Here is a 14,438-nt window from a genome sequence, read left to right as displayed (position 1 = left end):
TTCGGTGCTGTGGCGGGTGCCGGTGAGGGTCAGAGGAGGGTGTCGCCGATGTAGCCGCCCTCGACGCAGCCCGGCGGGATCGCGAAGACGGCGGAGCCGATCGGCGTCGTCCATTCGTTGAGCAGGTCCAGCTCGTCCAGGCGCTTCTGGATCGGCACGAACTGCGCGGTGACGTCGGCCTGGTACGCCGCGAAGATCAGCCCGGAGTTCGAGATGTCCTCGCCCGTCGGGGTGTCGTCGTAGTTGTAGGCGCGGCGGTGGAAGCGCTCGGCGGTGTTCTCCGAGCGGGCGCGCCTCATATGCGAGAACTCGGGGATCACCGGGAAGCCGATGGTCGTCGTCGCCTCGAAGTCGGGCTCGTCGGCCTCCGCCGTCCCGGTGAGGGGCGCGCCGTTCGCGAGGGTCCGCCCGACGGACTGCTCGCGGCCGCTGCGGTCCAGGCGGTCCCACTTGTCGAGGTCCATCCGGATCCGGCGCAGCACCAGCCCGGTGCCGCCGGCGAGCCAGCCGTCGCGGACCCAGACCAGCTCGTCGAAGTCGACGTCCTCGGGGCGCGGATTGACGGTCCCGTCGACCTGGCCGAACAGGTTCCGCATCGTGGTGCCGGCCTTCTCGGAGCCGTGCGCCCGGCGGAACCCGGTCTGGGCCCAGCGGACGGTCGCGAAGGTGCGGGTGTTCTTCAGCAGCATCCGCAGCGCGTGCGCGATCGTGAACGCGTCGTCGGCGTGGAACTGCAGCAGCAGGTCCCCGTCGTTCCACTGCTCCTCGAGCCGGTCGATCCCGAACGAGGGCAGCGGTGCCAGCCAGGCCGGCTTCGCCGCCTCGCCGGCCGCGAGGGACACGAGCCTCGGCCCGAACCCGAAGGTCACGGTGAGGCGGGCGGGGACCACGCCGAGCTCGGGCTCGGAGTCGGCCAGGGCCGGCTGCCCCTGGGTGAGGCGCGCGGCGTCGTCGGACAGGATGCGCAGCATCCGCCGCAGCCCGTCCCGGTCGGTGCTCTCGCGCAGATCGAGGGCGACGAAGGTCGCGTGCGCCTGCGGCGTCGCGGCGATCCCCGCCTGGTGCGCACCGTGGAAGGCGATCGTCTCGTCGCCGTTCAGCGCTGCGGCCGCTGCCGGCGCAGCGCCGCCGCGGCCGAGCAGCTGGTCCGCTCCGATCGCACCTGCCGCGCCGATGCCGGCGACTGCTCCGCCGAGGAGGAGCCGTCGCCGGCTGACGGCGCTGCGCGGGCGCTCGTCGGCGCCGTGGCCGGTGTCGCGGTCCTCGCTCATCAGCCCTCTCCGCCCATGTCCATGTCCATGTCGCCGCCCTCGTAGTCCTCGTTCGCGCCGGCGTAGTCGCGCGCCGGGACGGTGAACTCCGTCGTGGAGTCGTCCGAGAAGGTGAGGGTGACGGTGACCTCGTCTCCGGCGACGATCGGCGCGGCGAGGTCCATCAGCATGATGTGGTTCCCGCCGGGGGCGAGCTCGAGGCTGCCGCCGGCGGGGATCGTGAAGCCGCTCTCCTTGGCGCGCATCACCATCTCGCCCGACTCGTTCGCCACGGTCTCGTGCAGCTCCAGCTCGGAGGACGCGGCGGAGGTGGCGGACACGACGGTGACGTCCTGGGTGCCGGAGTTCTCCAGCTCACCGAACGCGGCGGACATGCCGGAGTCGGCGGCCTTCACCCAGCCGTCGGTGATGCTCACCTCGGTCGCAGCGGGCGCGACCTCGGCGGAGGGGCTGCCGGAGGCTCCGGCACTGCAGCCGGTCAGGGCGAGCAGGGCTGCGGCCGAGAGGGCGGAGAGGGTGGTGACGTGTCGAGTGCGCATGGTGTGGCGCCTTCCTGTGAAGTGGTGCGGTGGGTGGAGGACGTCGGCGGTCACGACGACGTCCGGTCTTCGGTGGTGGTCGAGGGCCGCCCGCGGCGGCGGGTGATCAGGAGGAAGGCCGCGACGGCGAGGACCGCGCCGGTCAGACCGATGAGGACCGGTCGGAGGACGTCCGGCGGGGCCTGCGAGGAGGCGGCTGCGACGACGGTCGGCTCGACGGTCGGGGTGGATTCCGCCACGGCCGCGGCCTGCGCCGAGGCGCCGTCGCCGACGGTGAAGGGGACGACGCCCGCGATCGGGTGGCCGTCGGCGGAGACCACCCGCCACTTGAGGTCGTAGGAGCCGCCCGGAAGCGCCGCCTCGAGCGGAGCGGTGACCGTCGAGTCGGTCAGCTCGACCGGGCCGGACACGTGGTCTATGCCGTCCATGTCGGTGACGAGGACCAGCGCGCCGATCGTGAGGACGTCCTCGGAGTACGTCAGCGTCACCTCCGCGGGCGAGTTCGTGAAGTGCTCACCGGAGCCGGGAGTGCTGCTGATCAGCTGGTCGTGCGCCTGGACGGGCCCGGCCGTCCCGATCAGGACGCCCGCCAGGGCGAGGGCTGCCAGCGCGGCGGGAAGCCGTCGCAGGGGTCGAGAGGTCATCGGTCGGTCTCCTTCGTGGTGGTCGGACGGGGAGTGCTCCGGCTGTCGAGCCGGTTCAGGCGGTCGTTGTAGGCGGTGAGCTCGGCCTCGCCGTCGCGGTCGGCGCGCCGGTCGTAGCGCTTCGCGGTCCGCTCCTCCGAGCGCACCCACTGCGCGACCACGACGAGGGCGATCAGCACCATCGGGATCTCGCCCGCCGACCAGGCGATCCCTCCGCCGACGCCCTGGTCGGCGAGCAGCGCCTCCGTGTCGGTGTACCCGAGCGCGGTCCACCAGGACGCGGCCAGCACGGTGGTCTGCGACATGATCGCCAGGCCGAAGAAGGCGTGGAACGCCAGCGTCGCGAGCATCACCAGCAGCCTCAGCACGTGGCCGGGCCGGTTCGGGCCGGGGTCGACGCCGATCAGGACCCAGAAGAAGAGATAGCCCGTGGCGAGGAAGTGCAGGGTCATCAGGACGTGGCCCTGGTGGCTGAACATCGCCCACTCGAACCAGCCGGTGTAGTAGAAGACGACCAGGCTGCCGGCGAAGAGCACGGCGGCGACGGGCGCCCGCGACAGCACGGCGAGGTAGCGGGAGTGCACGACGGCGAGGATCCACTCGCGCAGCCCGCGCCCGCCGTCGCGGCGCACCGGCAGCACCCGCAGAGCGAGCAGCACCGGTCCGCCGAGCACGAGCAGCGGCGGCACGACCATCATCAGCAGCATGTGCTGGATCATGTGGGTGCTGAAGTGCACCTGCCCGTACACGGCCGGGCCGCCGCTGGTCGTGTAGGCGAGGGCCAAGCAGCCGGCCACCCAGGCGGCGGTGCGCCCGAGCGGCCAGGCGTCGCCGCGGCGCCGCAGCCTCAGGACCGCCGACACGTAGAGGGCGGCGCCGACGACCGCGATCCCGAGCCAGACGGCGTCGAGGTGCCACTGGTCGAGCATCCGCTCGGGCGTGACCTCGGGCGGGTAGCGGAAGCCGAGCAGACTGCGCCGGACGTCTCCGCTGATCGGGTCCTGCGAGACCGGCGGCGCGCTGTTCGAGAGCGCCACCGAGACGCCGATGGTCAGCGCCATCACCACCACCTCGCCGACCGCGACCGCGACGAACGCGCGGCGGTCGGCCGGGTCGGCGCGCAGCCGCGGAATCAGCCGCAGCCGGTGCCCGAGGCCCGCGCCGCCGAGGGCGAGCAGCGCGACGGCCTTGACGATCAGCAGCTGCCCGTAGGGCGCGCCCAGGTCGCCGAGGTCCTCGATCCGGAGCGACGCGTTCACCAGACCCGAGAAGGCGACGGCCCCGAACGCCCAGCCGGCCAGCACGGAGTAGCGCGCGACGACCACGCCGAGCTGGGCGCCGACGGTCCGCCGCAGCAGGATCACCGCGGCGAGCCCGCCGGCCCAGGCTGTCACTCCGATCAGGTGCACGGCCAGGCTGTTCACCGCGTTCGCGTGCTCGTCGGCGCCGGCGGCGTGCCCGGAGAGCGAGAGGGGGAGCAGGGCCAGCACCGCGATCGCGGTCGCCGCCGCCACCCAGGCCAGCCGCCGCGAGAACAGAGTGAGGAGGAGGACGGCCGTCGCGCACACCGTCGAGGCCACGAGCGTCTGCCCCAGCTCGATCCGCGTGGCGTAGAAGACGAGCTGCGTCCGGAAGCCCGGCGCGTCCAGCGGCTGCCCGATGGTGTTCGCCGCCGTGAACACGAGGACAGCGATCGCGGACGCCACCCAGACCGCGGCCGACCAGGTCGCCCAGCGCAGGGCGCGGTTCTGCGAGTACGAGACGACGCCCGGCGCGATGCGCTGCCCGGGCAGCAGGAAGGTGGCCGCGGTGAGCAGGCCGATGGTCAGCGACGCGGCGGAGTCGTGCAGGACCCGCGCGATCGGCAGGCCCCGCGTCACCAGGTCGCCGGGGTCGATCAGCCGCGTCGCCACTGAGAACGCCCCGGTGTACGACAGGCCCAGCAGGGCGACGGCGACCGCCGCCGGTATCGCGAGCAGGAGGGACGCCTCCGCCTCGCGGAGAGGAGCGGCGAGCGGCCGCTGAGGCGGGAGGAGGTCGTCGTCGACCGGTGTCGGTGGTTGTGCCACAGGCGTGGCTCCCTTCACGGGCGTCCCCGAGGGGACGCTCCACAGACCCCTCCGCCGGCGCGCAGGAGCGCCGGGCCAGGACGATCCGTCCGGGAGGAGTCGCCGAGACGCCGACCGGCCGGCGTCCCTCGGAGACCCCTGCGGGGGAGGAGACGGGTCGGTCAGACGCCGCGGGGACCTCCGGGGAGGTCCTCGCCGCGGCTCGCGTCGATGATCAGGAGGCGGGCTGCAGAGGGGGGCCGCGCCGCAGCGCCGCCTGGGGGAAGACGCCCGAGGCGAGGGGGAGCACGTCGCGCAGCTCGAAGGAGGAGCGTCGCGCGGGTCGAGGAGCGGCCACCGGAGTCGGCAGGACCCGCACCAGGCGGGTGACGAGGTGGCTCGTCGTCGCGGCGACTCGGACGAGGAGGGACTCGCCGCGGTGGAGCGCCGCGGTCGTCGCGACGGCGGCGACGAGGTGCGCCGCCCACATCGAGGAGCCGGTCATCCCGCTGTGCATCATCGCCGCGCTGACGTCGATCACGGCACCGTGGTGCGCGTGCACCATCGGCGCATCGACCGGCCCCGTGAAGGTCCCGATCGTGAAGAGCGTGTGGAACAGGAACTGGCTGACTCCCACCGAGACCGCCAGGCGGACCAGGGAGAGCCTGCGCCCGGCGAGCGCCACGCACACCAGGACCGACAGGACGAGCGGCATCGCGACACCGAGCGGACCCGGGATCTGGCCGCCGCCGGCCACGTGCGAGAACAGCGCGACGAGCGTCGCCACCGTCGCCGCGACGACACCCCGGAGGGTGCGCAGCGGGCGCGACGACGACATCTCCCCAGTGTCGCAGACGCCCCCTTCCCGCGGAGGACCGCTCCCGGGCGAGAGGAGCGGCCGGCCGGCGGTCCCTCTCAGCGCGCCGCGGAGGCTCCGGGGCGTCACTTCTCGGGCCGGACCACCAGCCCGACGCCGCCGCCGCGCCGCACCGGTTCGGCGACCGCAGTCATCCGGCCGGAGGGGTCGACCTCGATGGCGGCCACCGCGCCGATCTGCGCGGCCGAGGTGAAGGTGTCGCCCGAGGGGACCAGCTGCTGGCCGAAGGGAGCGAGGTCGTCGGCGTACGCCTCGATGAACTCGGGCTCGGCCGAGGTCGTCGCGCCGTTGCGCTGGGAGGCGCGGGGCGCTGCCACCGCCTCGGGGAGCGTCATGCCGAGGTCGATGCGGTTGACCAGGGTCTGCAGGACCGTCGTGATGATCGTCGATCCGCCCGGCGAGCCGACGACGAACCGCACGTCCCCGCCGTCGAGCACGATCGTCGGCGACATCGACGAGCGCGGGCGCTTACCCGGCTCGATCCGGTTCGGGTCCCCGTCGACGAAGGTGGGGGAGAAGTCGGTCATCTCGTTGTTGAGGAGGAAGCCGCGGCCGGGGACGGTCATCGCCGAGCCACCGGTCTGCTCGATCGTGAGCGTGTAGGAGGCGGCGTTGCCCCACTTGTCGACGACCGAGAGGTGGGTGGTGGAGATGTTCTCGGTGTCCGACTCCTCCGCGGCGGGGGCGGTCGCGCATCCCGAGCCGTCGAGAGCGCCGGGCGCGACCGGGCGGACGGAGGCGGTCGCCGGGTCGATCGTGCAGTCCCGCGAGTCCGCGAACTCCTGGCTGAGGAGCGTCTCGGTGGGCACGTCGACGAAGGCCGGGTCGCCGACGTAGGCGCCCCGGTCGGCGAAGGCGCGGGCGGACGCCTCGAGGTAGAGGTGCAGGGCGCTGCCCGTGTCCTCGGCCGCGAGGTCGTGGTTCTCGAGGATGTTGAGGGCCTCGCCGACCGCGATCCCGCCGGAGGAGGAGGGTGCCATCCCGTAGACGTCGAGTCCGCGGTAGGAGACGCGGGTCGGCGCCTGCTCGGCGACCGAGTAGGCCGCGAGGTCGGCGGCGGTCATCGTGCCGGCCGGGGCGGGGAGGTCCGACCCCTCGGCGATCCGCGGGTTCTGGACCGTGTCGGCGATCTCGGCGGCCAGCGCGCCCTCGTAGAACGCGTCCGGCCCGTGGACGGCGATGGAGGTCAGCGTCTTCGCGAGGTCGAGGTTGCGGAAGGTGCTGCCCACCTTCGGCGCGTCCCCACCGGGGAGGAAGAGCTCGGCCGTGTCGGGGAACGCCTGGAACCGCTCGAGGTTGTCGAGCGTCTGGTTGCGGAAGGTCTCGTCCACCCGGAAGCCCTTCGCCGCGAGCGCGATCGAGGGCGCCAGCACGACGGGGAGCGGCAGGGTGCCGAAGCGGTCGACCGCGGTGTCCCAGGTCGCCACGGTGCCGGGCACGCCGACCGCGACGCCGGAGGAGACGAGGTCCGGGGTGAACGGGTACGGGGCTCCGGTCGCGGGGTCGAGGAACGCGTCCGAGGTGATGCCGGCCGGCGCTGTCTCGCGTCCGTCGATGGTGCTGACCTCGCCGGACGCCTTGTCGAAGTAGACGAAGTACCCGCCTCCGCCGATGCCGGCGCTGTAGGGCTCGCTCACGCCGAGGGCCGCGGCTGTGGCGACAGCGGCGTCAGCTGCGTTGCCGCCGCGCTTCAGCACCTCCATGCCCACGCGGCTCGCGTTCGCGTCGACGCTCGAGACCGCTCCGCCGTAGCCCACCTGCGTCGAGGGCGAGATGAGGGGTCCGCCGAGGAAGTCGCGGATCTTCTCGGGCGTGAGCCCGCTGTCCTTCAGGTATCCGGAGACGGGCCTGTCGAGAGCGGACGCCGGTGCGGCACCCGCCACTCCCACTGCGACGACCGCGACCAGCGCGATCGCGATCCTGCGGAGCACGGGTGTCGTGGCCATGGCGTTCCTCCATCGGAACTCTGTGGTGCGCGGTCGGCGATGCGGGTCCCCCCAACCTAGGGGCGGGGTGGGGGTGCGGGGTAGGGGGTGCCCGGTCGAGCTCGCCGCCGTCGCTCAGTCCCGGCTCGGTGCTGACGGCCCGTCGGGGATGGCGGGCAGTGCGTCGGTCGGCGGTATCGCGAACCAGAAGACCCCGTCCGCGAGCCGCGCGCGTTCCAAGGGCGCGCCGAGGGGCTCGGCCGTGTTCAGCGCCGCATCGACTCCCGTCGAGACGGGATCGTCGTTCGCGGCGTGCGGTGGGAAGCGGAAGCGCTGACCGATCAGATGGTCGCCGTCGAGACGGCGCCGGTAGACGATGCAGACGCTGTTCGGGCTCTCGATCCAGGTCCGGACCACGTCCACCACGGAGGCGTAGTTCTCGAGGATCTCGTCCTCCAGGACCCTCTTAACGACGGCAGCCTCGGTCGAATCGTGCATGGGCGATCCCTCCTCGGGTGGCGGACCGAGGAACTCGGCCCGCCACGGACGGTAGCCGAACCATTTTCGGCAGGGCGGAGGAGGCGCGCTCGAGCTCCGGAGCGGCGCGCGCCCCTCCTGGCCGGCAGGCCTGCGGCGGTACTGCTGAAGGAGTCGTTGGGGCTCCGGATCCGGCCCGCGCGTCGATCCGTCCGGCAGTCGCTCTTGACAACCGAACGAAGTAAGTGTTCGATCAGTCACATGCCTTCTCCCTCCACCCGCTCCACCGCCGAGGCGCAGCGCGAGCGGATCACCGCGGCGGCGCTGCACGTGTTCGCGCGCACCGGCTACGCCGCGACTCCGATCACCGAGGTCGCGGCCGAGGCCGGCGTCTCGCCCGCCTACGTCTTCCGCCTGTTCCCGGGCAAGCTCGGCGTCTTCGTCGCCGCGGTCGACCGCTGCTACGAGCAGGTGGCGTCCACGCTCGCGGCGGCGGGGGAGGCCTCGCCCTCCTCGGACCCGGCCGACCGGCTCGAGGCGATGACCGTCGCCTACATCGACCTGATCGCCGACCGCGACCTGATCATGCTGCAGTCGCAGGCGCAGAGCGCGTGCGACGTCCCCGAGATCCGCGAGGCGGTGCGCCGCGGGATCTCCGCGGTCGTCCGGACGGTCACCGTCGTCTCCGGAGCCGACGGCCCGGCCGTGCAGCGCTTCGTCGCCTACGGGCAGCTCTGCCACCTGATCGTGCAGACCGACCTCGGCGGCGTCGACTCCGAGTGGGCCCGCATCGTCTCCGACGGCATCCGGCACCGCGACTGAGTCCGCGGTCCTCCCGTCTGCTCCTCTTCTTTCTCCCCTCCTCCTCTTCGCCACCCTCTTCCTCATGCCCGCCGATGTGACTGTCCAGTCACTCACCACAACCTCCAGGAGCCCCTCATGTCCACCACCATTCCCCGCACCACCAGCCGCGTCGTCCTCCCCGGGATCGTCGAGCCGTCCGGGCTGCTCCTCGAGCAAGCACCGGTCGAGCCGCCCGCGGCCGGCGAGCTGCTCGTCGCCGTCGAGGCCACCGGCATCTCGTTCGCCGAGCAGTCGATGCGCCGCGGCCGCTACTTCGCCCAGCCGCCGTTCCCCTTCACGCCCGGCTACGACCTCGTCGGCCGGGTCCTCGCGGTCGGCCCCGGCGGCGACGCGTCGCTCGAGGGCCGCCGCGTCGCCGCGCTCAGCAAGACCGGCGGCTGGACCGGGCACGCCCGTGTCGCCGCCCGCGACTGCGTTCTCGTCCCCGACGCGGTCGCGTCGGAGGACGCCGAGGCCGTCGTGGTCAACGGAGTGACGGCGTGGCAGATGCTGCACCGCTCGGCCCGGGTCTCCCGCGGCGACACGATCCTCCTGTTCGGCGCGAACGGCGGAGTCGGCGGCCTCGTGCACCGCCTCGCCCGCCTCGAGGGGATCCGCGTGATCGGCGCCGCCTCGCCCCGCCACCACGAGGCCCTCCGAGCGGCCGGAGTGGAGCCCGTCGACTACGCCGATCCCGACCTCGCCGCTCGCGTGCGCGAGCTCGCTCCCGGCGGAGTGCAGGCCGTGTTCGACAACGTCGGCGGAGCGACGACCCGGCTGGCGTGGTCGCTGCTCGCGCCCGGCGGCACCCTCGTCGCCTACGCGATCGTCAGCGCGAGCACCGGGAGCATCTGGCCCCCGTTCCTCCGCCAGCTCGCGCGGATCCAGGCCTACCAGCTGGCCCCCAACGGCCGGCGCGCGGTCTTCTACGACCTCTGGGCGGGCCACTCGATGCGGCCCGCGCGCTTCCGTGCGCGGCTCGAGGAGGACCTCGGCCGCGTGCTCGGACTCCTCGCCGACGGCTCGCTGACGGCCAACATCGCCGCCCGCTTCCCGCTCACGGGGATCGTCGAGGCGATGGAGCTCGCCGAGTCCCGGACGCTCGACGGCAAGGTGATCCTGCTGCCATGAGCGGGGTGCGTAGGGGCAGAGGGTGATTCCGGCTCGGAGGCGCCCGGGCGGCGAGCAGGGGAGAATGGCGCGGTGGACACGGGACTGGTCGAGGTGCTGAAGGCGCTGGGCAATCCCACGCGACTGCAGATCATGGAGTGGCTCCGCTCTCCCGAGGCGTCGTTCAGCGAGTTCGAGCCGATCGCCGACCGCGCCGAGTTCGGGGTCTGCGTCACCCATCTCGCCGCGAAGAGCGGTCTCGCGCAGTCGACCATCTCGTCGTACATGGGATCCCTGGAGCGCGCGGGCCTCGTCCGCTCGACGCGCGTGGGGAAGTACACCCACTACCGGAGGAGCGACGCCGACGTCGACGGGCTCCTGAAGCGGCTCGGAGCCTCGATCTAGCGACGTATCGCGAATCGTCGATATGATCGGCGGCATGACCGATGCTTCCGAGGCCTCTCCCGCTCGCCGCGCTCTGCTCGTCCACGCCCATCCCGAGGAGCGGTCCTTCTCCTCGGCGCAGGCGGACGCGGTCCTCGAGCAGCTGAGGGCCGACGGCATGGAGGTGCGCCGGCTCGACCTGTACGCCGAGGGCCGGGACCCGGTGCTGCACCGCGACCAGTTCGCGGCCGGCTCCGGCTACTTCAAGCCGCAGGCGCAGCAGATGACCGCGGTCCTCGAGAAGACGCTCGGGGAGCCCGTCACGAGCGATCTCGACGAGCTGCTGCAGGCGGATCTCCTGGTGCTCTCGTTCCCCCAGTGGTGGTTCTCGATGCCGGCGATCATGAAGGGCTGGATCGACCGGGTCTTCGTGATGGGCGCGACGTTCGGAGGCGAGCACGGCGTCTTCGCCGAGGGCGGCCTGCGCGGCAGGAGCGCGATGCTCCTGCTGACGACGGGCGGCGGCGAGGCGGCCTTCGCGCCCGGCGCCGCCGACGGCTACGGCGACCTGCAGTCGTTCCTCTTCCACATCCATCGCGGGATGCTCGAGTTCGTCGGGTACGACGTCCTGCCCCCGGTGGTCACCTACGGTCCCGCCCGCCTCGACGCGGCCGGACGCGAGGAGGCCCTGCAACGGGCTCGAGCGCAGGCGTCCGCATCGACGGCCCGGCTGCGCGGCGCCTAGCGTTCGCCGCTGCGACTCCCGGCCGCCGTCAGCCCCGCGACCGGCTCGCGTGCGCGCGGGCCTTCATCCGGTTGCCGCACGTCGCCATCGAGCACCACTTGGCGGTGCCGGGGCGGCTGCGGTCGAGGAGGAAGAGGTTGCACTCGTCGTTCGCGCAGGCGCGGAGCCGCCCGGGGAAGCGGGCGTTCACGGCGGACCAGGCGAGGACCGACTCCACCGCGAGGCGATCCGGCTCGGGAGCGCTCAGCTCCCACACGACGCCCTCACCTGTGACGCGCGGGGTGCGCACGGCGTGCGCGACCAGGTCCGCGAGCTCCGCGGCGGCCGCGGGCGCGGGCGCGCGCACGACCGCCTGGAGCGCGTCGCGGGCGCGGCGCAGCCGCTCGAGCTCGTCCTCGGTGCCGGCTCCGCCCCACCGCCGGGCGAGCTCGCGACCGGCCGCGTCGCCGAGGTCGTCCGTCGGCCGTCCGTCCACCACCGGCGCGCTGTTCAGCACCGCCAGGAGCAGCTCCTCGTCCCGATCCATCGTTCCCCGTCCTCCCGCGCCGTGCGGCCCGTTCGATCCATGCTAGCGTCCGACTAACCAGTAAATCTACTTGTAGGGGTTAGCCATGGTCGTCGTCCATCACCGCACCGTGTCCGTCGACGGACTCGACGTCTTCTGGCGGGAGGCCGGTCCCGTCGACGCGCCCGTCCTCCTGCTGCTGCACGGGTACCCGAGCAGCTCGCACATGTTCCGCCACCTCCTCCCCGCCCTCGCCGGCCACTACCGCGTCATCGCCCCCGACCACATCGGCTTCGGACGCTCGTCCGCGCCCTCCGTCGACGACTTCGACTACACGTTCGCGGCCCTGACCGCGGTGACCGGCCGCTTCCTCGAGACCATCGGGGTGACCCGGTACACGATCTACGTCCAGGACTACGGCGCCCCCGTCGGCTGGCGCCTCGCCCTCGCCGATCCGTCCGCGGTCGTCGCCGTGATCTCGCAGAACGGCAACGCCTACGAGGAGGGCTTCGTGCCCGGCTTCTGGGACCCGATCTGGGCCGACGCCGCCGAGCGGACCGACGAGGCGCGCGACGCACTCCGGCCGGCTCTCGGCCGGGAGGCCGTCGAGTGGCAGTACACCCACGGTGTCCCCGATCCCAGCACCGTCGACCCGGACGCCTGGGAGCACGACCTCGCGCTCCTCGCCCGCCCCGGCCAGGACGACGTGCAGCTGGCCCTCTTCCGCGACTACGCCACCAACCGCGAGCTCTACCCCGCCGTGCAGGCGTGGATCCGCGAGTCCGGAGTCCCCGTCCTCGCCGTCTGGGGCCGGAACGACGAGATCTTCGCCCCCGCCGGCGCCCAGGCGTTCCTCCGCGACGCGCCTCACGCGCGCATCGAGCTCGTCGACGGCGGGCACTTCCTGCTCGAGTCCCACCTCGACCAGGTCGTCGGCGCGATCACGGACTGGCTGCGCCCGGCGTGATGCCCGAGGACGGGCGGGAGGGTCTCGTCGCCCGCCCGACCCTCCTCAGCGGACGGTGGTGGCAGCGGTGTCGGCGTTGCTGCGGATCGACGGATCCGGAGTCCTCACGGAGAAGGTGGTTGCGAGCGCTGTGCCCGTGCCTGCGCTCACGGCCGTGACGGTGATCTTCTCGGTGGATGTCCGCCCGTTGCCGAGGCTGGAGCGCTGGAAGACCACGACGCTGCCGATACGGGTGTACTTCCCCGTCGCGGAGACGAACCGCACCCCCGGCGGGAGGATCACCTTCGAGTAGACGGACGTCGACGTGGAGGGTCCGGCGTTCCTCGTGATGAGCGTGTACGTGAACGTCCTCCCCTTCACCGCGGTGGTCGGAGCGGAGACGTCGACGCGAAGGTCGGCCTTCGCGGTCGCGGACGCAGGGGACACGGTGAGAGTGCTCTGCGCGGTCGCGGTTCCGGCGGTGCTGGCGGCCTGCACGGTGAAGACGTAGGCGCCGGTCCTGGTCGGAGTGCCGGTGAGGCGCCCCGTCGGATCGAGGGTGAGACCCGGGGGCAGGGCGCCCGACGACACGGTCACGACGGGCGCCGGAGTTCCCGCGACCGCGTAGGTGAAGTCGTAGGCCGAGCCGACGACGCCGGCTGCGACGGTTCCGCTGATCGTCGGCGCGACGGGTGCAGGCGGGGCGGCCTCGACGGTGATCCGCCGGGAGGCGGTGGTGGTCGTTCCGAAGGAGTTGGTCGCGGTGACGGTGAAGTCGGAGGTTCCGGGTTCTGCGGGCGTGCCCGTCACGAACCCCTCGGGAGTCAGGGTCAGTCCGGGCGGGAGCGTCCCGCTGGCGAGGGTGTGGTCCGCGAGGCGCGCATCTCCTCCGAAGGCGAAGGAGAACGGAGTGCCGACCGTCGCCGTGGGAGGCGCGGCAGCCGTGAGGACGGGACGGGTCCCGGTGGCGAGGGTGAAGCCGTAGCCGGCGTCGATCGAGGTGACCCCCTTCAGTCCTGCGGGAACCGTGGACTGGCCGGCACCGTCGTCGCCCCAGGCGGCGACGGTGCCGTCCTCGCGGAGCGCCACGCTGTGCCCGTACCCGGCGGCGACCGCGACGACACCGGTCAGCCCGGCGGGGACGTCGCTCTCTCCGTCCCTGTCGCTCCCCTCGGCGACGACGCTGCCGTCGGCGCGGACGGCGAGGTCGTGGGTCCGTCCCGCCGCGACCGCGACGATGTCGGAGTAGCCCGCGAAGATGTCGTCGGGGCCGTCGTAGCCCCAGCTCACGACGCTGCCGTCGCTCGTGACGGCGAGGGTGTGGAAGGACGCGGCGGAGATCGCCACGACGTCGTCCAGACCGGGAGGCGCCTCCAGCACTCGCCCTTGGTCGTATCCCCAGATCGCCACTGTCCCGTCGTCGCGGAGCGCGACGCTGTGGGTGCCGCTCGAGTCGATCGCGGTGACGCCGCTCAGCCCCGCCGGCGGCTCGGTGTACCGGTCCTCCGGGGGGAAGAGCGGCGCGACGGTGCCGTCCTCGAGAAGCGCCAGATCGGGGGAGACGGCCGCGACGCCGCGGAGGTCGTCCGCCGGGATGGGGCCGCCCTCGAGATTGTCACCCCAGACGGCCACTGTGCCGTCGCTCCTCGCCGCGACGCCGTAGTACTGGCCGGCCGCGATGGAGACGGCGTCGGTCAGATCCTCGGGGGCGCTCGTCCGACCGTCCTCGTCGTATCCCCAGCCCACGACGCGCCCGCCCGCGACGGGAGCGTCGGCCGCGTGAGCCGCGGCCGCGGTGCCGGTGAGCGGCCCGTCGAGGGCGGCGAGGCCGGTCCCGAGGAGGAGGGCGCCGGTGAGGAGCGCGAGCGGGCGGACAATGCTTCGGAGATGCATGGGGTCTTCCGGTCGGGTCGGCCGTCGTCGGCCGCCCTGCGACCGTGACAGCTGCGAGCGCCGTGGGCAACGCCCTCTTCCGGCCATGTCCGGAAGAGGGCGCCCGGGCGGACGTCCTTCGTCGGCCCCGCTCGGCTGATCCTGTTCACGACGGAGGAGGGATGAGGCTCCGGCGCCCGTTCCGCGCGGATCGCGGGGTCCTGGAGCAGATCCATCCTTCGTTGTGAACAC

14 protein-coding genes are annotated in these 14,438 nt (G+C 73.0%); 5 read left to right on the top strand and 9 right to left on the bottom strand.

Annotated features, from left to right (window positions below; translation table 11 throughout):
• Positions 1-29: 29 nt before the first annotated feature.
• The 7 genes from C5C25_RS09445 to C5C25_RS09415 form a co-directional block, all read right to left on the bottom strand.
• Positions 30-1,271, bottom strand: coding sequence for a Dyp-type peroxidase (locus C5C25_RS09445; RefSeq protein ID WP_104250442.1), 1,242 nt, complete (start codon positions 1,269-1,271; stop codon positions 30-32).
• Positions 1,271-1,810: a copper chaperone PCu(A)C gene (locus C5C25_RS09440; RefSeq protein WP_104250441.1), complete on the bottom strand. Its 540-nt coding sequence runs from the start codon at positions 1,808-1,810 to the stop codon at positions 1,271-1,273. The genes C5C25_RS09445 and C5C25_RS09440 overlap by 1 nt, the downstream gene beginning before the upstream one ends.
• Before the next feature lie 50 nt (positions 1,811-1,860).
• Positions 1,861-2,454, bottom strand: coding sequence for a copper resistance protein CopC (locus C5C25_RS09435; RefSeq protein WP_104250440.1), 594 nt, complete (start codon positions 2,452-2,454; stop codon positions 1,861-1,863).
• Entirely contained in the window at positions 2,451-4,523 is a 2,073-nt protein-coding gene (locus tag C5C25_RS09430; RefSeq protein ID WP_258069379.1) for a cytochrome c oxidase assembly protein, read from the bottom strand. Before C5C25_RS09430 ends, C5C25_RS09435 begins: the two co-directional genes overlap by 4 nt.
• Positions 4,524-4,737: 214 nt before the next feature.
• Positions 4,738-5,340, bottom strand: a complete 603-nt coding sequence (locus C5C25_RS09425; RefSeq protein WP_104250438.1) for a hypothetical protein — start codon at positions 5,338-5,340, stop codon at positions 4,738-4,740.
• Positions 5,341-5,444: 104 nt separating this feature from the next.
• Entirely contained in the window at positions 5,445-7,325 is a 1,881-nt protein-coding gene (ggt, locus tag C5C25_RS09420; protein WP_104250437.1) for a gamma-glutamyltransferase, read from the bottom strand.
• 114 nt (positions 7,326-7,439) lie between these two features.
• Entirely contained in the window at positions 7,440-7,802 is a 363-nt protein-coding gene (locus tag C5C25_RS09415; RefSeq protein WP_104224922.1) for a hypothetical protein, read from the bottom strand.
• Positions 7,803-8,042: 240 nt separating this feature from the next.
• Between C5C25_RS09415 and C5C25_RS09410 the strand changes: the two genes are divergently transcribed.
• The 4 genes from C5C25_RS09410 (at position 8,043) to C5C25_RS09395 (ending at position 10,863) form a co-directional block, all read left to right on the top strand.
• Positions 8,043-8,603, top strand: a complete 561-nt coding sequence (locus C5C25_RS09410) for a TetR/AcrR family transcriptional regulator (protein WP_104250436.1) — start codon at positions 8,043-8,045, stop codon at positions 8,601-8,603.
• Positions 8,604-8,720: 117 nt separating this feature from the next.
• Positions 8,721-9,755, top strand: coding sequence for a medium chain dehydrogenase/reductase family protein (locus tag C5C25_RS09405; protein WP_104250435.1), 1,035 nt, complete (start codon positions 8,721-8,723; stop codon positions 9,753-9,755).
• A 72-nt stretch (positions 9,756-9,827) separates the two neighbouring features.
• Complete coding sequence (locus C5C25_RS09400; RefSeq protein WP_244230566.1) at positions 9,828-10,139, top strand: helix-turn-helix transcriptional regulator; 312 nt, start codon at positions 9,828-9,830, stop codon at positions 10,137-10,139.
• A gap of 34 nt (positions 10,140-10,173) precedes the next feature.
• The gene (locus tag C5C25_RS09395; protein WP_104250509.1) at positions 10,174-10,863 is read left to right on the top strand and encodes an NAD(P)H-dependent oxidoreductase; all 690 of its coding nucleotides are present in this window, start codon (positions 10,174-10,176) and stop codon (positions 10,861-10,863) included.
• 28 nt (positions 10,864-10,891) lie between these two features.
• Here the strand turns inward: C5C25_RS09395 and C5C25_RS09390 are convergent, their stop codons facing one another.
• Positions 10,892-11,389 carry a CGNR zinc finger domain-containing protein gene (locus C5C25_RS09390; protein WP_104250434.1) on the bottom strand — a complete coding sequence of 166 codons (498 nt, stop codon included), beginning with the start codon at positions 11,387-11,389 and terminating at the stop codon, positions 10,892-10,894.
• 85 nt (positions 11,390-11,474) lie between these two features.
• Between C5C25_RS09390 and C5C25_RS09385 the strand changes: the two genes are divergently transcribed.
• The gene (locus C5C25_RS09385; RefSeq protein WP_104250433.1) at positions 11,475-12,335 is read left to right on the top strand and encodes an alpha/beta fold hydrolase; all 861 of its coding nucleotides are present in this window, start codon (positions 11,475-11,477) and stop codon (positions 12,333-12,335) included.
• Between the two features lie 45 nt (positions 12,336-12,380).
• Here the strand turns inward: C5C25_RS09385 and C5C25_RS09380 are convergent, their stop codons facing one another.
• Positions 12,381-14,207, bottom strand: coding sequence for a putative Ig domain-containing protein (locus C5C25_RS09380; RefSeq protein ID WP_104250432.1), 1,827 nt, complete (start codon positions 14,205-14,207; stop codon positions 12,381-12,383).
• Positions 14,208-14,438 lie beyond the last annotated feature (231 nt).

Origin of the sequence: Rathayibacter sp. AY2B9 (assembly GCF_002931595.1) — a bacterium.
Taxonomy (GTDB): domain Bacteria; phylum Actinomycetota; class Actinomycetes; order Actinomycetales; family Microbacteriaceae; genus Rathayibacter.
The sequence above is the reverse complement of the archived record's forward strand: the minus strand, read 5'-3'. Positions and strand labels throughout refer to the sequence as shown.

Excerpts from the sequence above, each read along its gene's own strand:
- C5C25_RS09445 (WP_104250442.1), bottom strand. The coding sequence starts at position 1,271 with ATGAGCGAGGACCGCGACACCGGCCACGGCGCCGACGAGCGCCCGCGC.
- C5C25_RS09440 (WP_104250441.1), bottom strand. The coding sequence starts at position 1,810 with ATGCGCACTCGACACGTCACCACCCTCTCCGCCCTCTCGGCCGCAGCC.
- C5C25_RS09435 (WP_104250440.1), bottom strand. The coding sequence starts at position 2,454 with ATGACCTCTCGACCCCTGCGACGGCTTCCCGCCGCGCTGGCAGCCCTC.
- C5C25_RS09425 (WP_104250438.1), bottom strand. The coding sequence starts at position 5,340 with ATGTCGTCGTCGCGCCCGCTGCGCACCCTCCGGGGTGTCGTCGCGGCG.
- ggt (WP_104250437.1), bottom strand. The coding sequence starts at position 7,325 with ATGGCCACGACACCCGTGCTCCGCAGGATCGCGATCGCGCTGGTCGCG.
- C5C25_RS09415 (WP_104224922.1), bottom strand. The coding sequence starts at position 7,802 with ATGCACGATTCGACCGAGGCTGCCGTCGTTAAGAGGGTCCTGGAGGAC.
- C5C25_RS09410 (WP_104250436.1), top strand. The coding sequence starts at position 8,043 with ATGCCTTCTCCCTCCACCCGCTCCACCGCCGAGGCGCAGCGCGAGCGG.
- C5C25_RS09405 (WP_104250435.1), top strand. The coding sequence starts at position 8,721 with ATGTCCACCACCATTCCCCGCACCACCAGCCGCGTCGTCCTCCCCGGG.
- C5C25_RS09395 (WP_104250509.1), top strand. The coding sequence starts at position 10,174 with ATGACCGATGCTTCCGAGGCCTCTCCCGCTCGCCGCGCTCTGCTCGTC.
- C5C25_RS09390 (WP_104250434.1), bottom strand. The coding sequence starts at position 11,389 with ATGGATCGGGACGAGGAGCTGCTCCTGGCGGTGCTGAACAGCGCGCCG.
- C5C25_RS09385 (WP_104250433.1), top strand. The coding sequence starts at position 11,475 with ATGGTCGTCGTCCATCACCGCACCGTGTCCGTCGACGGACTCGACGTC.
- C5C25_RS09380 (WP_104250432.1), bottom strand. The coding sequence starts at position 14,207 with ATGCATCTCCGAAGCATTGTCCGCCCGCTCGCGCTCCTCACCGGCGCC.